Raw genomic sequence first — 18,052 nt, 5'->3', positions numbered from 1 at the left:
GGGTCTTATTGCTCCCCCTTTCCCCCCACAGTTAGATAAATTTCAGGCTGATAGCTAAACTCAGCTAAAGCTGACTAGAGGTTTTAACCTGTTTTAACAGGTTTTAGCTTTTAGCCGGAACTTGAGTTCACGGCTTTCTAGATCAATTTGACCGCTTTCAGACCAAAAAACAAGGCTAGGGCGACACCCGTAGCACCACCGAGGATTAAAAAGTAGGCAATAATTCCAGATCCAGACATTTACCGTTCTCTCAAAAACGTCTTACTGTAGACCATTAAATCATTAAGTGGGATAAAATACAGCCCACAGTTGCTAGAGAAAATCAGATGAAGTCAGTGATTCGGGTTGAAGTACCGCCACAGTCTTACGATATTGCGATCGCGCCGGGAAGCTTGGATGATATTGGCGTCTGGATGAGTCGGCTGAAACTGGGGAAGCAGGTTCTCCTCGTCTCCAATCCAGTCATTTTTCGCCGCTATGGGGAACGGGCGATCGCGGCGCTGAAGTTAGTCGGCTATCAGGTGTCTCATTGTACCTTACCCGCAGGCGAACGTTATAAAACCCTTAAATCCATTCAAAAAATCCACGACGCTGCCCTCCAGAACCGCTTAGAACGCTCTTCAACCCTGGTGGCATTAGGGGGAGGCGTAATTGGAGATATGACCGGGTTTGCGGCGGCTACCTGGTTACGGGGGATTAATGTGGTGCAAGTTCCCACCTCCCTGTTAGCTATGGTGGATGCAGCTATTGGCGGTAAGACAGGGGTAAACCATCCCCAAGGCAAAAATTTAATTGGTGCATTTCACCAACCCCGCTTTGTGTTAATTGATCCGCAAGTCTTACAAACCCTACCCCCACGAGAATTACGGGCGGGAATGGCAGAGGTGATTAAATATGGCGTAATCTGGGATGCTGAATTATTTACTAAGTTGGAGAGTACAAAGCGTCTCGACCAACGGCGGTATTTGGATGAGGAATTATTGTCCTTTATTTTATCCCGTTCTTGCCAAGCCAAAGCCGATGTTGTTAGTCAGGATGAGAAAGAAGCCGGAGTAAGGGCAATTTTAAATTATGGTCATACAATTGGTCATGCGGTCGAAAGTTTAACTGGGTATAAAGTGGTTAATCATGGAGAAGCGGTGGCGATTGGCATGGTGGCGGCGGGTCAAATTGCGGTAGAACTTCAGATGTGGACACCCCAGGAAGCCGCACGTCAAAAGGCGTTAATTGAGAAAGCCGGATTACCAACTCAGTTACCACCGGGACTGGATATTGATGCAATTATTGATACCTTGCAAACCGATAAGAAAGTCAAAGATGGCAAAGTGCGATTTATTTTGCCCACTGAAATCGGTCATGTCACCATAACCGATCAAGTTCCAGCCGATGTCATTCGCCAGGTATTGAATTAGGGACTGCTGAATCAGGCTTGTGGTGGGGAGAGGCAATAGGGAACAGGCAATAGGCAAAAGTTTTAACCCTCTGTTGAGGGAAAATTGGTAGAAGAGCAATACTTTCTTTCAAATAACTACGGACATGATATGACGAATGACGAATGACAAATGACAAATGACCAATGACCAATGACTAACGACGATAAAACCCTTGTTCCCTTGCCATAGAAAGCGCCATGTAAAGAATATTCTGCCGTTCAATGGCAGGAAAGCTAATCATATAAATCATATCGTTTTGCTGCCACATCACCGTTGAGAAGGAGTAGGATGGATTTTGAGATGGTCCTTCAAGCAAATATCCAGCCACATTAGGCGTTAAAGTAATGCGATCGCCTAGGGTTTCATGACGTTGGAGATCAAGCCTCGCACTCGCCGACTGCTTGGGGTTGACCGAAAAGCTACCCAGTAAGCAGGAATTCGGACTGCGATCGCAGGTAAACAGACTCACTGTATAACTTGGGGGGGCTTCCGAGGGAAAGACACGCACAATCAGTTGGTTTGGATCAATATCCAACAGATCATTCACTCGTAACTGAGTAGGTAGGCGCATAGCTAACCCGACAGGCAAATTTTTTTGGATACGTTCCATAAACGGAATAAACACCGGTGCTGGTTGGGCTGCAACCGTTACCGCCAAACTGAAGACACCGAGGAACAATGAAACTCCCCAGAAGCAATGTTGCCAAATTCGGTAGAACACTTCGACTAAACCCTTGTTTTAATCACTATTTTTACTTTAAAACTTTTTATTTCATCGTTTTCATCTCTGATCGGTTAAGGCAGTTTAGTCACATCAGGGCGAAAAAAACGATAATCGTGAAACCCACCCCTACTTGCGGAAAAACGCTTTTATCCCTCATCCCTCCGCCTCAGCCGTTTTTATGAAGAAAATATTAAGCTATCCTAAAATTGGTTAAGATCGTAGAACTTAGCCCCTGATCGCAACGGGTAAACGCCTTCTCAGCGTGAACTTGCACATTGCCCAAATGCTTAATCCCTTTTTCCCGCCTCTTACCTGGAGCGCAACCACTCTAACCACTCTTTTGTTGCTATGTCGTAAAAAACATCGCTAATGTCCCAACCTGCCAACATAGACAAGACTTACGCAGCAACCCTAGCCATAGTAGGGGAAATTACCCAATTCTCCCTACAGGTAGCGCTTGCACTCCTCCTTGGCGTAAGTCCAAATAGAGTGATAAAAATTAATCCTGGTGGCAGTAAATCTAACCAGAGAGTAGGTTTATGTACAGGCGTACCTACCCTTAGCAAACATTGGTCTTATTGGGTTAACCAGAATATTACACTAAAGCCGTTCTTTAAACAAGGGTTGACCGATTCGTTTAAGCTATCTACACATTGCCCTATCTTGAAGCCAGGATGGGGTTTACTCAAGGAGAGGACATGCATGATAGAACTGGAGTCATAAAATCCATGACAATGACATAAAACGAGTGCATCTGGCTTTGGCGAGGGTAAGGAGTAAAATTTAATGAAAACGCTAGTATTGAGTAACACAACAGTCAACCTTCTTGAGCAACTCTATCCAGATCGTCATATTGATTTGGCGACTAAAGCAACCTTTGAGGATTTAACTCGCTTAGCCTCTAGCGTTGTCCAAACCCCGATCGCACTCATCAGTCTTAAGGATGCCAAAGGTCAGTGGTTGCCATCACCAGTGGGTTTAGAAGCCGATTCCACACCGCAGTACTTAGAATTGTGTGGTCAAATCCTGCAATGTTTGGTAAGGGAAGAGAAGTCGCTATTAGTGGTCGAAGATACTCTAGCCTCGGATAAATCCCCAACAACTTCACTCCCGATCCGATTTTATGCCGCCGTTCCCTTAGTCACCCCTGACGATGAAACGGTGGGTATTTTATTAGTTATCGACCGAGTTCCGCGACAGTTGACAGTGCAACAAAAGGATGCCCTAGCCGGATTAAGCCGACAGGCGATCGCGCAGTTAGAGTGGCAAAAGAAAGTAATCGATTTGGAAACCCAAGTAAATCAGTGTCAACGCCTGGAAAAAGCTTTGCAAACATCCCCAAAAAACCTGGTTGATATAAAGGTGGCGCTGGATCAAGCGTCAATTGTCGCGATTACAGATCCTCAAGGTAAGATTAGTTACGTTAACGATAAATTTTGCCAGATCTCGCACTATTCTAGGGAGGAACTTTACGGCGCTGACCATCATTTACTTAATTCGGGCTATCACTCACCCCAGTTTTTTCAGGACTTGTGGAACACGATTTCTCAGGGCAAAATCTGGCGTGGTGATATTCAGGATCGCGCCAAAGACGGCAGCCTATATTGGGTAGATACCACCATCGTCCCGTTGGTAGATGCCCAAGGTGTTCCCTATGAATATATCTCAATTTGTAAGGATATCACCGAACAAAAACAAGCCAAGGTTGAACGGGATCGCTTTTTTACCCTCTCACCTGATTTGATGGCGGTTATTGGCTTCGATGGTAGGTTTAAGCGAATTAATCCCGCCTTTGAAAAAACCTTAGCCTATAGTCAAGATAAACTTCTGTCTCAATCATTCCTCGATTTCGTCCATCCTCATGATCACAGCGCCACATTAACCGCTTGGCAAACCCTTTTAAGCAGTCCGTCAGATATTTACTTTGAGCATCGTTACCGATGTCAAGATGGATCTTATAAATGGTTGGCTTGGAAGTGTTTGCCTTTAGCCGAAGCGGGTGTCGTCCATGCGATCGCCCGTGATATTACCAACACCAAACAACGAAAAGCCAGTCTGCTAGAACGATCGCGTCTGTCTACCTTAGAAGCCGATATTGGCGCTGTTCTCGTGGGACAAAACGGCAGTCTGGGTGAAAGCCTTAAACGCTGTACCGAAGCCATGATCCGTCATCTGAACGCCCTGGGTGCTGGGATTTGGACAGTGGCGGGGATCACAGACGAGACGGAAATGCCCTTAGTTTTAGAATTGCAGGCGAATAGTGGTGAACAATTACCCACACACCTATTCCCTCAACGCATCCTTACCAACCAAGGCTTAATCGCCAAAGTCGCCCAAACCCTGAAGCCAATTCATCGTCCGATCTTAACGGCGGGTAATGACCTGTCCAACAAAAGCTTTATCGGGATTTACCCCCTGATTGTTGAATCTCACCTGGTTGGATTTATTGCCTTACAAAGTTGCCAACCCTTCTCTAAAATTGTGCAAGGGGTATTAGGATGGGTAGCTAATGCGATCGCGGTAGCCATTGACCGGATTTGGGTACGCGAAGAACTCCTCAGTCGCCGGGAAGCCTTACTGTTTCAGTTAGCTAGCCAAATTCGCAATTCCCTAGAACTCGATACGATTCTAGACATAGCCGTCACGGAAATTCGGGGATTGCTGGAGGTTGACGGCTGTCACTTTTTGTGGTTAAGTTACAACTCCGATCAACCCCGTTTAAGCGTTACCCATGAAGCGCGAGATCCGAATTTACCCAGTTTATTAGGAGACTGTCTTCCCCCACAACTTACCCCCTTAGCGGACATTATTAACCGATTACATCCCCTGCGAATTGATGATGTCAGCCAAACCCAAAACTTAGCCCCTGAAACCCGATCGCTACTCGCTGATTGGGGAATTACCTCAGGATTAGTGTTACCGCTACAAACGAAAACCGGACAACTGGGGGCGATTATCTGTAGTCATTATCAGGGTTCGCGCCAATGGAGCGATCGCGAAGTCAAATTGCTGCAAGCGGTAGTGGATCAACTCGCGATCGCGATCGAACATGCAGAATTATTTGCCGAAACTCGGGCGGCGGCGCAAGCGGCTCAAACCCAGGCAAATCAATTAGAACAAGCCTTATACGAATTGCGGCAAACCCAATCCCTGTTAATTCAGACCGAGAAAATGTCTACTATCGGTCAAATGGTAGCCGGTATCGCCCACGAAATCAATAATCCGGTTAATTTCATCACCGGAAATCTTAGTCATACGACAAACTATATTGGAGACTTATTACAACTCATCGAATGTTATCAACAGTACTATCCCAATCCGCTGCCAAATATTCAAAACTTTATTGAAGACATTGAGTTATCCTTCCTCATCGAAGACTTGCCGAAAATGCTCTCCTCAATGAAAATGGGAGCCGATCGGATTCAAGAAATCGTGATTTCCTTGCGAAATTTCTCGCGGCTCGATCAAGCCGAAATGAAGCCAGTTAATATTCATGAAGGCATTGATAGTACATTACTAATTCTCCGCAACCGCATGAAACCTTGTGGGAATTCTCCAGGAATTACGCTGATCAAAGAGTATGGAGACTTGCCTGTAGTTGCCTGTTATGCGGGTCAACTGAATCAAGTCTTTATGAATATTATTAGCAATGCCATTGACGCTTTTGATGGTGTAATCAAAGCCGGGGCAAATGCAACAGAAAAGAGCCAATTAAACCTTAACCCAACGATTTGGATTAGCACCGAGGTTGTAGACAAGAATCAAGCCGTGATTCGGATTCGCGATAATGGACCTGGAATGAGCGAAACCGTGCGCGATCGTTTATTTGATCCCTTCTTTACCACAAAACCGGTGGGTAAGGGAACAGGGTTAGGGTTGTCAATTAGTCACCAGATTGTTGTCGAAAAACATGGCGGTATTCTCAAATGTCATTCTGAACCGGGACAAGGAACAGAATTCTGGATTCAGATCCCGATCAGTGATTGAACCCTATCCTGTCCAAAGTAGAGACGCGCCATGGCGCGTCTCTACATAAATGATGCATCCTAACCGTTATGGCGGTTGCTATAATACCAAATTATCTAATCGTAAACATAAGCATCAATCCTCAACTCTTCTCCCGAATCCACCACGATCGCACAAGTCGAATTTCACCATAACTATAATCCTCTCCCAACTCTTCCCGCAGGCTTCTCAGGGAGTTTGTCCCAACATTCTGAATCGCTTGCAAGATGGACTTTTGTCGTTCTGCTGCTACTAATCGGTTTAAATCTATAGGCTGATTCTGCTCAATTAGCTCACTTAAGTGAGTAAGAATGGTGCTAGGAACATAACCCCGTTTTTCCGCAATTTCCTCTATACTTAATCCTTGCTGATACAGTTGTAAGGTTACCATTTGGCTATCTGAAGGCAGAGGAACGGGTAACTTTTGCTCCTGACAAAACTCTCGAACTTCCGACACAAACCGCTCGCCGTACTGCGTCAACTTGTGAGCCGTTACCCCCGATATTTGGGCAAACTCCTCCAGGGTTTTAGGTTTTATTTGTGCCATTAACTTGAGACTAGAATCCGCGAAAATCACATAAGGAGGAATCGCTTGAGTATCCGCGATTTGCTTACGCAGCTTTCGCAGTCTCTCAAACAGCAATTCAATTTCCGCCGTTCTCGGATTAACATTGGATATAGCTTTTGCTACAGGGGTTTGAGTAATCGCAATATGCACAGAACGTTGTTTGCGAAGCACTTCCCAACTGCGTTTATTCAGCTTCAGTACCCGATAGCCATCCGTTGTTTCATCCATTAATCCCTGATGCAGGAGCGATCGCGCCAGCATTTTCCAAGCATCAACGCTTTTATCCCTGCCAATTCCATAAGTTGAGAGGAGGTGATGTCCATTTTGTTCCACCTTCTTTTTCCGGGAACCCCGCAGCACGTCGATAATATGAGTCATGCCAAACCGTTCCCGACAACGCGCCACACAGGATAAAAACTTTTGTGCTTCAATTGTCCAATCTTCAACGGGTTTAGGATGACAACAATTATCACAGTTATCGCAATTTCCCTTAAACCGTTCACCGAAATATCGGAGTAGAATTGTGCGGCGACAATCGGTTCCTTCAGCGTAGTCGCGAATTTGTTGTAACTGTTGACGGGCAACGCGCTGTTCTTTTGGATCAGGTTTTTGATCAATCAGATAATCCAGTCTAGGTACATCACCGGGACGATAAAATATTGTACAATAGGCAGGTTCTCCATCTCGTCCTGCCCGTCCCGATTCTTGATAATACCCTTCTAAATTTCGGGGTAAGTCGTAGTGAATCACAAAGCGGACATCGAGCTTATTAATTCCCATACCAAAGGCAATAGTTGCCACAATCACTTGCACGTCATCGCGAATAAAACGATTTTGATTACTGGATCGGTCAATATCACTCATTCCCGCATGATAAGGCAAGGCTGAAATGCCATCTTTTTGCAGTCGAAATGCCACTTCGTCAACACTGCGACGACTGAGACAATAGATAATTCCAGATCCTTTATGGGATTGAACTTTTTTGAAGAGTTGGTTATAGCTTTGGCGCTGTTTGGGTTGAATTTCGTAGTAAAGGTTGGGGCGATTAAAACTGGCAATATGGATACTCGGTTGACGGAGTGTGAGTTGTTGGACAATATCCTGCTGCACCCGCTTGGTGGCTGTAGCGGTAAGCGCCAACATGGGAATATCGGGATACCGTTGACGTAACTGTTTAATTTGCCGATACTCCGGGCGGAAATCATGTCCCCATGCTGAGACACAGTGCGCCTCATCAACCGCAAACGCCGAAATTCCCACCTGCGATCGCACCATCTCTAAAAAGGGTGCAAATCGCTCTGCCAGTAAGCGTTCTGGGGCAACGTACAGCAATTTAATCTTACCGTTGAGGATTGCCATTTCCCGCGATCGCACCGCATCCCAACTCAAGGTACTATTGAGAAATGTCGCCCCAATGCCGTTATCCACTAAGGCATCCACCTGATCTTGCATCAGCGCAATTAACGGCGACACCACCACCGTTAACCCTGGTTTAAGTAAAGCCGGAAGTTGGAAACACAGCGACTTACCGCCCCCCGTGGGCATAATAATCAGCAAATCACGATCCTGAAGCGCTTCTTCAACGATTTGCTGCTGTCCTGGGCGAAAGGTAGTATATCCAAAAAACTGTTTGAGGGCGTCCCCCAAGGATTGCAACTGATACATGATGGATGCTGTGGGCGCTTTTGACTCAACCATTTTGACATCTCCTTGGTATTTTATACCACCCATCGGCTATTCTCGCCCCCTATCCATTCACCTCACTCAAATCCGCCTGTCCCAATTAGGCAGTAAAAGCATTAGCAATTGTAACCGAACATCTTAAGGCTAATGGCACTGAAATAAGCATTAGGGAATCGCCAAAACCCTTGAGCTACCGTAGGGTGGGCATTGCCCACCAGCATACCAGTCAGTGGCATTCATCTTAAGGCAGTGAGGGCGCGATCGCTTCTGTTCGTAGTAAGCACTTTAGTGTTAGGAAATCAAGTAAGGCACTCGCCTATTTGTCACTGATAGTCTGTAGACTGATAGTCTTCATTGGTGTCAAAATTCAAGGGTGGACAACACAGACATCAAGCAGCGCTTTGGACTAGCACTCAAACAGCGTCGGCGAGAGCTAGGCATATCACAAGAAGAGCTTTCTTTTCGAGCTGGACTTCATCGCACTTACATCTCGGATATTGAGAGAGGCTCCCGCAATCCTTCATTGGAAAATATTGATAAATTGGCAACAGCATTAGAAATCTCTATTTCTGCCCTCTTTGCTCACTATGATATTGAGCGAGGAGACAATGGTTGATTATTCGGAATGGTTTACCCCCAATCAAAAAGGTAAAATACAGATTAATAGCATTGCTATTTACCGAGATTTATCCTTAGAAGTCGTCAACAAACTAGATAGTAACTATATTCAGTACAGCAATTGCTCCTCATGGCATTGCCATTGAGCAAGATTCCCGACTTGTAGATGGAACATACTTGTATAACTGCAAGCTAGATTTAGTCCCATTAGTCGAATCGGCTATTCAAGAATAATTAACAAAGAACATCAAAGAAGCGACAGGGGTAACTCTAGTTGCTTTTGACTTGGCTGTTCGTAATGCCATTCGGTTGTTGACAAAAAGTCTAGAATACTTTGAGCAATAGCTTTGGATGCTAAGTAAGGAACACCATTACCAATTGTTTTAAACATATTGGTCAGTGACATTTTATCGGGAAGGACAAAAGTTTTAGGTAACGATTGCACAGCAAGCGCTTCAGCAACAGATAAGCGACGTGCTTTATAAGGATGTAAGTGGACTTCGTTATTTCCATAACAAGCCGTAGGAGAGTAACGCCATCGGTGAAGACGTTTGTATGACTTTCTGGAATCATCTCCCTCCGCCACAGAAAGAAATCGCTTGAGACCAGCTCTCGGTTTAAAATGATGTTGAGCATTCGGATGGTTGAGGACATCGTTTTGCCTAAACCAATATTCAACAGTTAATTCCTGAATAATCTCATTAGAGCAAGGTAGATGCGAATTTTCCTGAAATGGATCAGTCGCCGCCCAAGGACAAGAAAAAACGGTCTGCTTCGGATATAAAATAGAAGTCGCCCAGGGAAAAATTCCTTCAGGCATAAATTTTGCACTTGGCTCAACGGGTAGTCCTATATCTCTCATTAAACTCTTACGAAATCCCAGCAGAATAATCCTCTCCCTATCTTGAGGAACACCGTATTCTATGGTATTGACTAGACGCTCTGTTAATAGATAACCTGATTGGTTGAGCTTTTCTTTAAGCTGTTCAAAAAAAAGTCTGTGTTTTTTCGTTTTCCACAATCCTTTGACATTCTCAAATAAAAAGAAATCCGGTTGATGTTGGCAAATTAATTCAACATAAGCAGCAGAAAGCTTACCATTATCGCCATCCTTACCTCGATTTTTTCCGCCAACTGAGAAATCCGGACAGGGAGGTCCGCCAAGAAAACCGACAATATCTTTAGATTTCCGAGCATCCTGGATTAAATACCAAAGACGTAGGGCTTTTTCCCCCTCTGTAAGTTGCTCAACGTCTCCATCTTCGGCATAATGGTATCCATATTCGGGTAATGGCAAATTCAGAACTTGTCTAGAGTAACGGTAAGCCTCCATATAGGAGGGATTAATTTCATTGACATACACAATATCAAAATTACTGGCTTCAAAGCCTAAATCGAGAAATCCAGTTCCAGCAAAGAAAGAGAATAGTTTTGGGCGAATGCTCATTGATAAATTCTAAAGGATAGAAAGATTATACCACTTCAGCTAATTAATAAATAATGAGGTGTTTAGGTGAGGGCGCAAGCTTTGCACCCCTACAGTTTGGTGTACTATTAATTCTTGAGAACCACTACCTTTTTTTGTAAATAGGCTTTTACAGAACAGGCTAAAACCTTTGCCAAAATGGGAGGAACAGCATTGCCAATTTGGTTACATTGGCTTTCTTCAGTACCCTTGAATTCAAACCAATCCGGAAAACTTTGCAAACGCGCTCCTTCACGAACCGTTAACCGTCGTCTACGTCCATCGGGTAAACGGATACGCAACATATCACCTGTAGGAGCGCTTAAATTGCGGCAAGTAACGGTTCTCGACGGGGTATCAAGGTGTAAATCTCTGGGTCTAACGCACTTAGAGGCTCTCTCGTATTTTTTGATATATTCATCCATGCTGGGAGTGAGAAATTTAGCATTTGGTGGTGCAATTAATGCGAGTTCTCCCAGGGCTTCACCAACCGTATACGGTGATTTTATATGTGTTTTAAAATGCCATTTCCATCCGCCTCGGTGAGCTACACAAAAAAGACGTTCTCTTCGCTGGGGAACACCATAATGTGCGGCGTTGAGGATATCCCATTCAACGATATAGTTTAGTTCCCTGAGAGCGCTGACAATTTCTTCAAAGTAGGTTTTATTGCGAAATAGCATTCCCCGCACGTTTTCAAATAAAGCAAGCTGGGGGCGATAAGATTTAACCGCGTCAAGAAATATGGGAAAACCATCGCGACTGTCTTTGAGTCCCCGTTGATGTCCACCAACGCTAAAGGGTTGACAGGGTGGACCACCAATGATGACATCGGCTCCATCAACTAAATCGGGTTGGCGTGTTAGCGTGGTCTGGTGACAGAAACCATGCAGGTTGTGCTGATAAGTGGCGCAGGCGTCTGCTAATTTTTCATAACCGATGGTTCTAAATCCTGCGGCTTCAAAACCGAGTGCTAGTCCCCCACAGCCAGCAAACAGATCAATCACCAAAGGTGCTGTTGCATCGATGGGGGGAAGTTGAAGTTCTTGAGAGAGGAAATCAAGGTAGGGGAGTTGGTTTCGCATTCTCCTATTTTAGGACGCGATCGCACCGCTTCTGTTTGTAGTAAGCACGAAGCGTGCTTGGTAATAGAGCATTTAAGCCACTCGCATTGACTACTACAAACCCGTTTAGATTGGACTCGTAGATTAGTATGACGCAAATAGGTAAAATATATTTCTTAGGTTGTTTCAGCCTTCGTTTATGATAAATACAATCGCTTGCCTACCTGTCAAAATATAACTATGCCAACTGTTCTCAGGAAGGATGGCTTTGCTGTCCGCATCTACTTCAACGACCATTTGCCGCCTCATGTTCATGTCTTCAAAGGTGGAGGGCAAGCAAGAATTAGCTTGAGGGGTGAAACTGAATATCCGGAACTGGTTCAGATTGAAGGCATGAGTAATAAAGAGGCTGTCAAAGCGTTGGAAATTGTAACCGAACATCAAATAGAACTACTCAAAAAATGGGAAGAAATTCATGGTTAGTTCAGGTTGGGATGAGACAAAGATAAAAGCCGCGATCGCAAAAGCCAGAGAAGCCGCAGCAGTTGCCAATGCTGTTGAACCTAGGGCGGAGTCGGCATATTATGACCAGAGTCGCGATCGCGTAATTATCAATTTGAAGAGTGGGGCGACGTATAGCTTTCCCCCAGCATTAGCCCAAGGATTAGCCGGTGCTTCTCCAGAGGATTTGGCTAAGGTTGAAGTGACGCCATCGGGGGATGGGTTGCATTGGGAGAAGCTGGATGCAGATTTTAGTGTTCCGGCGCTGTTGGCAGGTGTGTTTGGCACGGCGGATTGGATGGCTCAGATTAAGATGAGGGTAAGTTAGGGCGCGATGTTTGTAGTAAGCAGCAAGCGTGCTGGGAAATAGAGCATTTTAAGCCACTTTAGTGGCTACTACAAATCCGTTTAGACAGGAGCGGCTTCTATGGCTTGTTCAGCCGCGATCGCATGATCAATTTCTTCACGGTGAGCGTGGTAAAATGCTAGGGCTTCATCAATTTGTTCTGCATTCAAGTCATACTCAGCGGCTATCTGATTTGAAGATAAACCCCATTGTTGAGCGGCAATGACTACGGTTTGTACTCGTATATCGCGTAATTATCAATTTGAAGAGTGGGGCGACGTTTAGCTTTCCCCCAGCATTAGCGCAAGGGTTAGCAGCTGCTTCTCCAGAGGATTTGGCTAAGGTTGAAGTGACGCCATCGGGGGATGGGTTGCACGATCGAGAAGCTGGATGCGGATTTGAGTGTTACAGCGCTTTTGGCAGGTGTGTTTGGCACGGCGGTGTGGATGGCTCAGGTTAAGATGAAGGTAAGTTAGGGCGCGATCGCACGCTTATACCATACCTTAACCTTGAATTGATAGGTCAGCCTTTAGACGCAGCATAGACATGTCTACGACGACTGGTTTAGGTTTGGATAAGACAACATTTACAGCAGTGATAACAAAAAGCAAAAGAAGCCGCAGACATTGCCAATGCTGTTGAACCTAGTGGCGTGACCCACCTTATTTGGTGGATTAGAATTGTAGGGGCACCATCCTTGCGCCCGGTTTAAACGTCAAATCTATTCCACAATTTTAGCTATGTCAGTCCACTAGGGCGGAGTCGGCGTATTATGACAGGTAATAAATAAAACCTAAAGTAAAGAAATGGAAGGTAAACTGTTTATTCGCACGATGCGATTGCAAAACTTGCTCTCCTACGGAGATGAGAATGAAGAAATCGAACTCCAACCCATGAATGTGCTGATTGGTGCTAATGCATCTGGCAAGTCGAACTTAATTGAAGCCATTGGACTTCTGAAGGCAACTCCCACAGATTTAACTGCCCCAATTCGTAAAGGGGGAGGTGTCAGTGATCTGCTTTGGAAAGGTCAAAAGGAAATTCCAACAGCTAAAATAGAGGCAACTATAGACTACCCTGAAGGACTGATGCCGCTTCGCTATCGTATGGGTTTAACTGTAGTTGGTCAAAAACCAGAATTGGTTGATGAAACGGTGGAGAATGAACGATCATACCCCGGTGAAGCGGATGTCTATTTTTACTACCGCTATCAACAAGGTCGTCCAGTTTTAAACATTAAAAATCCATCTGATGGACAAAGAAGCCAGCGTTCGCTGCGTCAAGAGGATCTGAGTCTAGATCAGTCTGTTTTGTCTCAGAGAAAAGATCCCGATCAGTATCCTGAACTCACCTATCTAGGCAATCAATTTTCCCAGATTAGTCTATATCGTGACTGGCATATCGGACGAGATTCAGAACCGAGATTGCCACAAAAAGCTGACTTACCGGAACACCCTTTGCTAGAAGATGGGAGTAACCTAGGACTTGTTTTGAACAACTTACAGTACCAAGTAGGAAGTCGAGCAATTATCGATAAACTCAAGGCATTTTATCAGGAAGCAGAAGAACTATCCGTAAAGATTTATGGCGGTACAGTTCAAATATTTATCCGTGAGGAGGGTTTAATTCAACCAATCCCTGCAACTCGTTTATCTGATGGTACACTGCGCTATTTATTTTTACTGGCTTTACTTCTTGACCCAACCCCACCGCCACTGATATGTATTGAAGAACCAGAGATTGGTTTACATCCCGACATGATGTCTACTATCGCTGATTTGTTAGTCGAAGCCTCTGAACGAACTCAGTTAATTGTTACAACGCATTCAGAGGCTTTAGTTTCCTCTCTTCCCCCTGAATCAGTTTTGGTGTGTGAGCGAGATTATCGAGGAACTCATCTACGCCGACTTAACCCGGAACGGCTGAAAAAGTGGTTAGAAAATTATTCTTTAGGTGAACTCTGGAGCATGGGTGAGATTGGGGGAACGCGATGGTAAAAGAAATTCGTATTTACATAGAAGGGGGTGGAGATGATCGGGATACAAAAAGGCAAATGCGGCAAGGATTTAGTGGGTTTCTGAGAGATCTGGTGCAGATAGCGCGGATCAAGCGAATCAAATGGGATATTATTGTCTGTGGTTCTCGTAATAATGCTTTTAGCTCTTTCAAAAATGCTATAGAAGATTATCCCGATGCTTTCAATGTCCTACTGGTTGATTCAGAGGGAACAGTAAAACAACGACCTTGGGCACATTTGAAATCTAGGGATAATTGGGATTCACCTAGCGTTGATGATATCCATTGCTATTTAATGGTTCAAGCAATGGAGGCTTGGTTTATTACTGATATTGATGCCCTAAAGAAATTCTATGGAAAAGGATTTAGAGAAAATTCAATCCCTAGAAATCCAAATGTCGAGAAGATTGATAAGGATTCGTTAGAGCCAAGTTTAAAGCAAGCTACTCGCCATACATCCAAGGGTGAATACCAAAAGATACAACACGCTTCAAAGCTTTTAGTATTATTGGATGTTGCCCAGGTACGTAAAGCCGCGCCGAATTGCGATCGCCTCTTCACCACTCTTGCCCACATTATGGGAGAGACAGTCTGAAAAGGTAGACTGTCAAAGCGTTGGAAATCGTAACTGAACATCAAATAGAACGACTCAAAAAATGGGAGGAAATTCATGGTTAATTCAGCTTGGGATGAGACAAGGCTCAAAGCCGCGATCGCAAAAGCTAGAGAAGCCGCAGACATTGCCAATGCTGTTGAACCGAGGGCGGAATCGGCATATTATGACCCAAGTCGCGATCGCGTAGTCATTAATTTGAAGAGTGGGGCGACGTTTAGCTTTCCCCCAGCATTAGCCCAAGGATTAGCCGGTGCTTCTCCAGAGGATTTGGCTAAGGTTGAAGTGACGCCATCGGGGGATGGGTTGCATTGGGAGAAGCTGGATGCAGATTTTAGTGTTCCGGCGCTGTTGGCAGGTGTGTTTGGCACGGCGGATTGGATGGCTCAGATTAAGATGAGGGTAAGTTAGGGCGCGATGTTTGTAGTAAGCAGCAAGCGTGCTGGGAAATAGAGCATTTTAAGCCACTTTAGTGGCTACTACAAATCCGTTTAGACAGGAGCGGCTTCTATGGCTTGTTCAGCCGCGATCGCTTCTGTTCGTGGTAAGCTCTAAAATTGGAAGTCTTGGTCACTTATCCCATTTAAAGAAGTTCTGCTAGGTAAATTTTTGCTTATTTTATCAGCTTGTCGAAACAAACTACGAAATAAAGTTTGATACCTTTTATCTGTTTCAAGACTGTTAATGTTTAAATCATAGTTGCAAACACTTAATAATCTTTCATTGATAAAACTTTTCCGTGATTCAGACTCATATTCAAAATAACTTTGGCAATTGTTCGATTGTACTCTTTTGGATCTTTCTCGGCAATTGCAGCAATTTCGGCAATAGCAGAATCCGGTAAACTCAACGAGCTAAGGTCGCCCCTACTAACTCCGCCCCTCTTAAATCCGCATTCCCTAACTTCGCCCAACTCAAATCCGCCCCCCTTAACCGCGCCTGCTTCAAACTCGCCCCCACTAACTTCGCCTTGCGTAAACTTGCCCCACTCAAGTCAACCTCACTCAAATCCGCAATCACCAACTTTGCCCCATCTAACTGCGCCTGCTGTAAATTCGCCCCTCGCAACATCGCGCCAATTAAATTCGCATTCCGCAAATCCGCCCCCACTAACTGCGCCCCGGCTAACTCCGCATTCTGAAAATTTCTCCCGCCACTCTGATACCGCGATCGCACTTCTCCAACATCGGTTACACTAATCTCTCGCTGGGGCGGATGGTGAAAGGTAAAGGTAAACGTATCGCCACTCTGCATTACCCGCCACATTTCCTCATACAACGGATAAGAACCCACGCCACTCAACTTTACCCACCCTTTTGCCCGAGTTAATGCCACAAATAACTGATTCCGCAGTTGCAGATTACTCTCATCTTTTGCCACATTATCTAACCCCACCACATACACCATATCCGCCTCATTTCCCTTCGCCCGATGGATACGAGATACGGTAACGCCGCCCTCACACCAAAACTTATTTGGATCACGGGTATCTTTATCAATGTGCAGCAGATTACAATCTATCGCACTGGGAAGATAAATATCAATTCCCTGGGACATTAAAAACTCCGCCACCGCTGTTTCCAGTCGCATCGCCTCGAACCCAAACCCTAAAACAATCACCAGTATCTCGCGACTAGGTTTAAGTCCGTCATAGCGAAGATTGTAGATAATATTATCGGCTAAGGCGGTTAATTCTTCCTGACGCGATCGATAAGCGATAAACTCAAATAAAGAACCATGCCAAAGTTTTGATACCAAATTCGGTGAATGTTCTGATGGGCGTCTCACGGTAATTTGTTGACCGGGACGAAACGTTCCCGTGACTTCATAGCCAATCGCTTGCCAATCCTCAATTCGGGTAATTCCGGTTAACATTCCTCCCCGTCGTAATAACCCCATCCCAATCCCATGGGCGGCGGTAAGAATTTCCCCAGGGGTACGATAACACCGATACATAGTTTCACTTTTTCTAATTCCGCCCCCATAATGTCCGGTGACTAAATGCCCTAATTCTTCACCAAACAACTCACTCGCATTAGGAATATTCAAGCTTTCTAAACTTTGGGCTTCATCATACGCCCAAATTAACCGCCGTTGTTCCGGTTGGGCAGGATCAACGGGGCGTAATGCCTGATATGCCATCCAGTAAAAGGGCTGTTTACCTTCAAATTTTAAGGGGTCATCGACAATTAAATCTTGACCTTCATCAATTAAAATAACATCGTATAATTTTGGAATCGCTGTCTCTTGTAAAAGATTGAGACAAACTTCAGCTAATGCTTGATGCGGTTGCTTGGTTTCTATATCGTTAACGGTAAGCGCTTTTACCCCTGTGTGTCGGCAAAGGGTACTATAAAATCCCGGTTGTTTTCTTCCTCCCCAAGCGTGGAGAACTTTTAATTTGCGATTGCTTTTGGCGTCGTATCTAATTTCGCCACTACTAAAGCGACGCAACCATTTATCCAGTTGGCTAATAATTCCGTGATAGAGGCTGCGGCTGAAGAAAACCAGGGCAATATCCCAGTCAGGATGCTTGAGGTGAATATGGGCAGCTTTTTGACAGAGTAATACGGTTTTCCCTGAACCCGCTATCCCCCGAATCCGTTGTGGACCAGGGGGAATGGATTTGGCGATCTGTTCTTGGGTTAAATCGAATTCGGATAGGTGTTGGCGTACTTGGACAAGAATACTACCACGGGTTTGTTGAGGCGTGCTATTAATGGTTTTTGGGATAGCATTTTTGTGTCCTTTCAGGTGTTGTTTTCTCCGAAAAACAGGTGTGCCACTAATCACCGCTTGCAGCAATTTCCACTGCTGGGGATTAAGTGGGGTTCCTTTGATAATTGGAGTGCTTTGCTGAATCCGTTTGACTAAGAAATTCAAAGATACTGTTGGCGAATTCGGAAAACCTAACCCCCCAGCCCCCTTCCCTTTTAGATCCCCCTCCCGTCCCCCTTGGGAGATCCCCCTTCCGTCCCCCTTAAAAAGGGGGAGACCCAAGGATGCTTCGCTTCTG

At 45.0% G+C, this 18,052-nt stretch carries 17 protein-coding genes and 1 pseudogene; 11 read left to right on the top strand and 7 right to left on the bottom strand.

Annotation, left to right across the window (positions count from 1 at the left end; all coding sequences use genetic code 11):
- Window positions 1-137 precede the first annotated feature (137 nt).
- Window positions 138-239 (bottom strand): cytochrome b6-f complex subunit PetL, encoded by a 102-nt coding sequence (gene petL, locus ACLFWI_RS11290; RefSeq protein WP_446341844.1) that lies wholly within the window; start codon window positions 237-239, stop codon window positions 138-140.
- A gap of 87 nt (window positions 240-326) precedes the next feature.
- Here petL and aroB point away from each other — a divergent pair, with 87 nt between their 5' ends.
- Window positions 327-1,412: a 3-dehydroquinate synthase gene (gene aroB, locus ACLFWI_RS11285; protein ID WP_446413033.1), complete on the top strand. Its 1,086-nt coding sequence runs from the start codon at window positions 327-329 to the stop codon at window positions 1,410-1,412.
- 175 nt (window positions 1,413-1,587) lie between these two features.
- Here aroB and ACLFWI_RS11280 read toward each other — a convergent pair whose 3' ends face one another.
- Window positions 1,588-2,154, bottom strand: coding sequence for a hypothetical protein (locus ACLFWI_RS11280; RefSeq protein WP_446413032.1), 567 nt, complete (start codon window positions 2,152-2,154; stop codon window positions 1,588-1,590).
- Between the two features lie 789 nt (window positions 2,155-2,943).
- Between ACLFWI_RS11280 and ACLFWI_RS11275 the strand changes: the two genes are divergently transcribed.
- Complete coding sequence (locus ACLFWI_RS11275; RefSeq protein ID WP_446413031.1) at window positions 2,944-6,144, top strand: PAS domain S-box protein; 3,201 nt, start codon at window positions 2,944-2,946, stop codon at window positions 6,142-6,144.
- A 121-nt stretch (window positions 6,145-6,265) separates the two neighbouring features.
- On the opposite strand, the gene recQ is transcribed toward ACLFWI_RS11275, so the two are convergent.
- Complete coding sequence (recQ, locus tag ACLFWI_RS11270) at window positions 6,266-8,395, bottom strand: DNA helicase RecQ (RefSeq protein ID WP_446413036.1); 2,130 nt, start codon at window positions 8,393-8,395, stop codon at window positions 6,266-6,268.
- A 391-nt stretch (window positions 8,396-8,786) separates the two neighbouring features.
- On the opposite strand from recQ, the gene ACLFWI_RS11265 reads away from it, so the two are divergent.
- From ACLFWI_RS11265 to ACLFWI_RS11255, 3 genes are read left to right on the top strand one after another with little or no spacing between them, the layout of a single operon-like run.
- On the top strand, window positions 8,787-9,029 hold the full coding sequence (locus ACLFWI_RS11265; protein WP_446413030.1) for a helix-turn-helix domain-containing protein: 243 nt from the start codon (window positions 8,787-8,789) through the stop codon (window positions 9,027-9,029).
- Entirely contained in the window at window positions 9,022-9,177 is a 156-nt protein-coding gene (locus tag ACLFWI_RS11260) for a hypothetical protein (RefSeq protein ID WP_446413029.1), read from the top strand. Before ACLFWI_RS11265 ends, ACLFWI_RS11260 begins: the two co-directional genes overlap by 8 nt.
- Window positions 9,128-9,265 carry a Cfr10I/Bse634I family restriction endonuclease gene (locus tag ACLFWI_RS11255; protein WP_446413035.1) on the top strand — a complete coding sequence of 46 codons (138 nt, stop codon included), beginning with the start codon at window positions 9,128-9,130 and terminating at the stop codon, window positions 9,263-9,265. The genes ACLFWI_RS11260 and ACLFWI_RS11255 overlap by 50 nt, the downstream gene beginning before the upstream one ends.
- A 13-nt stretch (window positions 9,266-9,278) precedes the next feature.
- Here the strand turns inward: ACLFWI_RS11255 and ACLFWI_RS11250 are convergent, their stop codons facing one another.
- On the bottom strand, window positions 9,279-10,478 hold the full coding sequence (locus ACLFWI_RS11250) for a DNA cytosine methyltransferase (protein ID WP_446413028.1): 1,200 nt from the start codon (window positions 10,476-10,478) through the stop codon (window positions 9,279-9,281).
- A gap of 107 nt (window positions 10,479-10,585) precedes the next feature.
- Window positions 10,586-11,581 (bottom strand): DNA cytosine methyltransferase, encoded by a 996-nt coding sequence (locus ACLFWI_RS11245; RefSeq protein WP_446413027.1) that lies wholly within the window; start codon window positions 11,579-11,581, stop codon window positions 10,586-10,588.
- Between the two features lie 219 nt (window positions 11,582-11,800).
- On the opposite strand from ACLFWI_RS11245, the gene ACLFWI_RS11240 reads away from it, so the two are divergent.
- Complete coding sequence (locus ACLFWI_RS11240; RefSeq protein WP_446413026.1) at window positions 11,801-12,043, top strand: DUF4160 domain-containing protein; 243 nt, start codon at window positions 11,801-11,803, stop codon at window positions 12,041-12,043.
- The gene (locus ACLFWI_RS11235) at window positions 12,036-12,389 is read left to right on the top strand and encodes a DUF2442 domain-containing protein (protein ID WP_446413025.1); all 354 of its coding nucleotides are present in this window, start codon (window positions 12,036-12,038) and stop codon (window positions 12,387-12,389) included. Before ACLFWI_RS11240 ends, ACLFWI_RS11235 begins: the two co-directional genes overlap by 8 nt.
- An 80-nt stretch (window positions 12,390-12,469) precedes the next feature.
- Here ACLFWI_RS11235 and ACLFWI_RS11230 read toward each other — a convergent pair whose 3' ends face one another.
- Window positions 12,470-12,652: a DUF433 domain-containing protein gene (locus ACLFWI_RS11230; protein ID WP_446413034.1), complete on the bottom strand. Its 183-nt coding sequence runs from the start codon at window positions 12,650-12,652 to the stop codon at window positions 12,470-12,472.
- 17 nt (window positions 12,653-12,669) lie between these two features.
- On the opposite strand from ACLFWI_RS11230, the pseudogene ACLFWI_RS11225 reads away from it, so the two are divergent.
- From ACLFWI_RS11225 to ACLFWI_RS11210, 4 genes and pseudogenes are all read left to right on the top strand, one after another.
- Window positions 12,670-12,723 (top strand): annotated as a pseudogene (locus ACLFWI_RS11225) (DUF2442 domain-containing protein); the annotation flags it as partial.
- Window positions 12,724-13,213: 490 nt separating this feature from the next.
- The gene (locus tag ACLFWI_RS11220) at window positions 13,214-14,404 is read left to right on the top strand and encodes an AAA family ATPase (RefSeq protein WP_446413024.1); all 1,191 of its coding nucleotides are present in this window, start codon (window positions 13,214-13,216) and stop codon (window positions 14,402-14,404) included.
- Entirely contained in the window at window positions 14,398-15,018 is a 621-nt protein-coding gene (locus tag ACLFWI_RS11215) for a DUF4276 family protein (RefSeq protein ID WP_446413023.1), read from the top strand. The genes ACLFWI_RS11220 and ACLFWI_RS11215 overlap by 7 nt, the downstream gene beginning before the upstream one ends.
- 75 nt (window positions 15,019-15,093) lie before the next feature.
- Window positions 15,094-15,447, top strand: coding sequence for a DUF2442 domain-containing protein (locus tag ACLFWI_RS11210; RefSeq protein ID WP_446413022.1), 354 nt, complete (start codon window positions 15,094-15,096; stop codon window positions 15,445-15,447).
- Window positions 15,448-15,882: 435 nt separating this feature from the next.
- Here ACLFWI_RS11210 and ACLFWI_RS11205 read toward each other — a convergent pair whose 3' ends face one another.
- Window positions 15,883-17,919 (bottom strand): pentapeptide repeat-containing protein, encoded by a 2,037-nt coding sequence (locus ACLFWI_RS11205; RefSeq protein WP_446413021.1) that lies wholly within the window; start codon window positions 17,917-17,919, stop codon window positions 15,883-15,885.
- Between the last annotated feature and the right edge of the window lie 133 nt (window positions 17,920-18,052).

This window comes from Coleofasciculus sp. (genome assembly GCF_046539235.1).
Classification (GTDB): Bacteria; Cyanobacteriota; Cyanobacteriia; order Cyanobacteriales; family Coleofasciculaceae; genus Coleofasciculus.
This window is presented reverse-complemented; position numbering and strand designations above follow the sequence as displayed.

What these genes read in the sequence shown, in the direction of transcription:
- petL (WP_446341844.1), bottom strand. Translation starts at nt 239, where the DNA reads ATGTCTGGATCTGGAATTATTGCCTACTTTTTAATCCTCGGTGGTGCT.
- aroB (WP_446413033.1), top strand. Translation starts at nt 327, where the DNA reads ATGAAGTCAGTGATTCGGGTTGAAGTACCGCCACAGTCTTACGATATT.
- ACLFWI_RS11275 (WP_446413031.1), top strand. Translation starts at nt 2,944, where the DNA reads ATGAAAACGCTAGTATTGAGTAACACAACAGTCAACCTTCTTGAGCAA.
- recQ (WP_446413036.1), bottom strand. Translation starts at nt 8,395, where the DNA reads ATGTATCAGTTGCAATCCTTGGGGGACGCCCTCAAACAGTTTTTTGGA.
- ACLFWI_RS11260 (WP_446413029.1), top strand. Translation starts at nt 9,022, where the DNA reads ATGGTTGATTATTCGGAATGGTTTACCCCCAATCAAAAAGGTAAAATA.
- ACLFWI_RS11250 (WP_446413028.1), bottom strand. Translation starts at nt 10,478, where the DNA reads ATGAGCATTCGCCCAAAACTATTCTCTTTCTTTGCTGGAACTGGATTT.
- ACLFWI_RS11245 (WP_446413027.1), bottom strand. Translation starts at nt 11,581, where the DNA reads ATGCGAAACCAACTCCCCTACCTTGATTTCCTCTCTCAAGAACTTCAA.
- ACLFWI_RS11240 (WP_446413026.1), top strand. Translation starts at nt 11,801, where the DNA reads ATGCCAACTGTTCTCAGGAAGGATGGCTTTGCTGTCCGCATCTACTTC.
- ACLFWI_RS11235 (WP_446413025.1), top strand. Translation starts at nt 12,036, where the DNA reads ATGGTTAGTTCAGGTTGGGATGAGACAAAGATAAAAGCCGCGATCGCA.
- ACLFWI_RS11220 (WP_446413024.1), top strand. Translation starts at nt 13,214, where the DNA reads ATGGAAGGTAAACTGTTTATTCGCACGATGCGATTGCAAAACTTGCTC.
- ACLFWI_RS11215 (WP_446413023.1), top strand. Translation starts at nt 14,398, where the DNA reads ATGGTAAAAGAAATTCGTATTTACATAGAAGGGGGTGGAGATGATCGG.
- ACLFWI_RS11210 (WP_446413022.1), top strand. Translation starts at nt 15,094, where the DNA reads ATGGTTAATTCAGCTTGGGATGAGACAAGGCTCAAAGCCGCGATCGCA.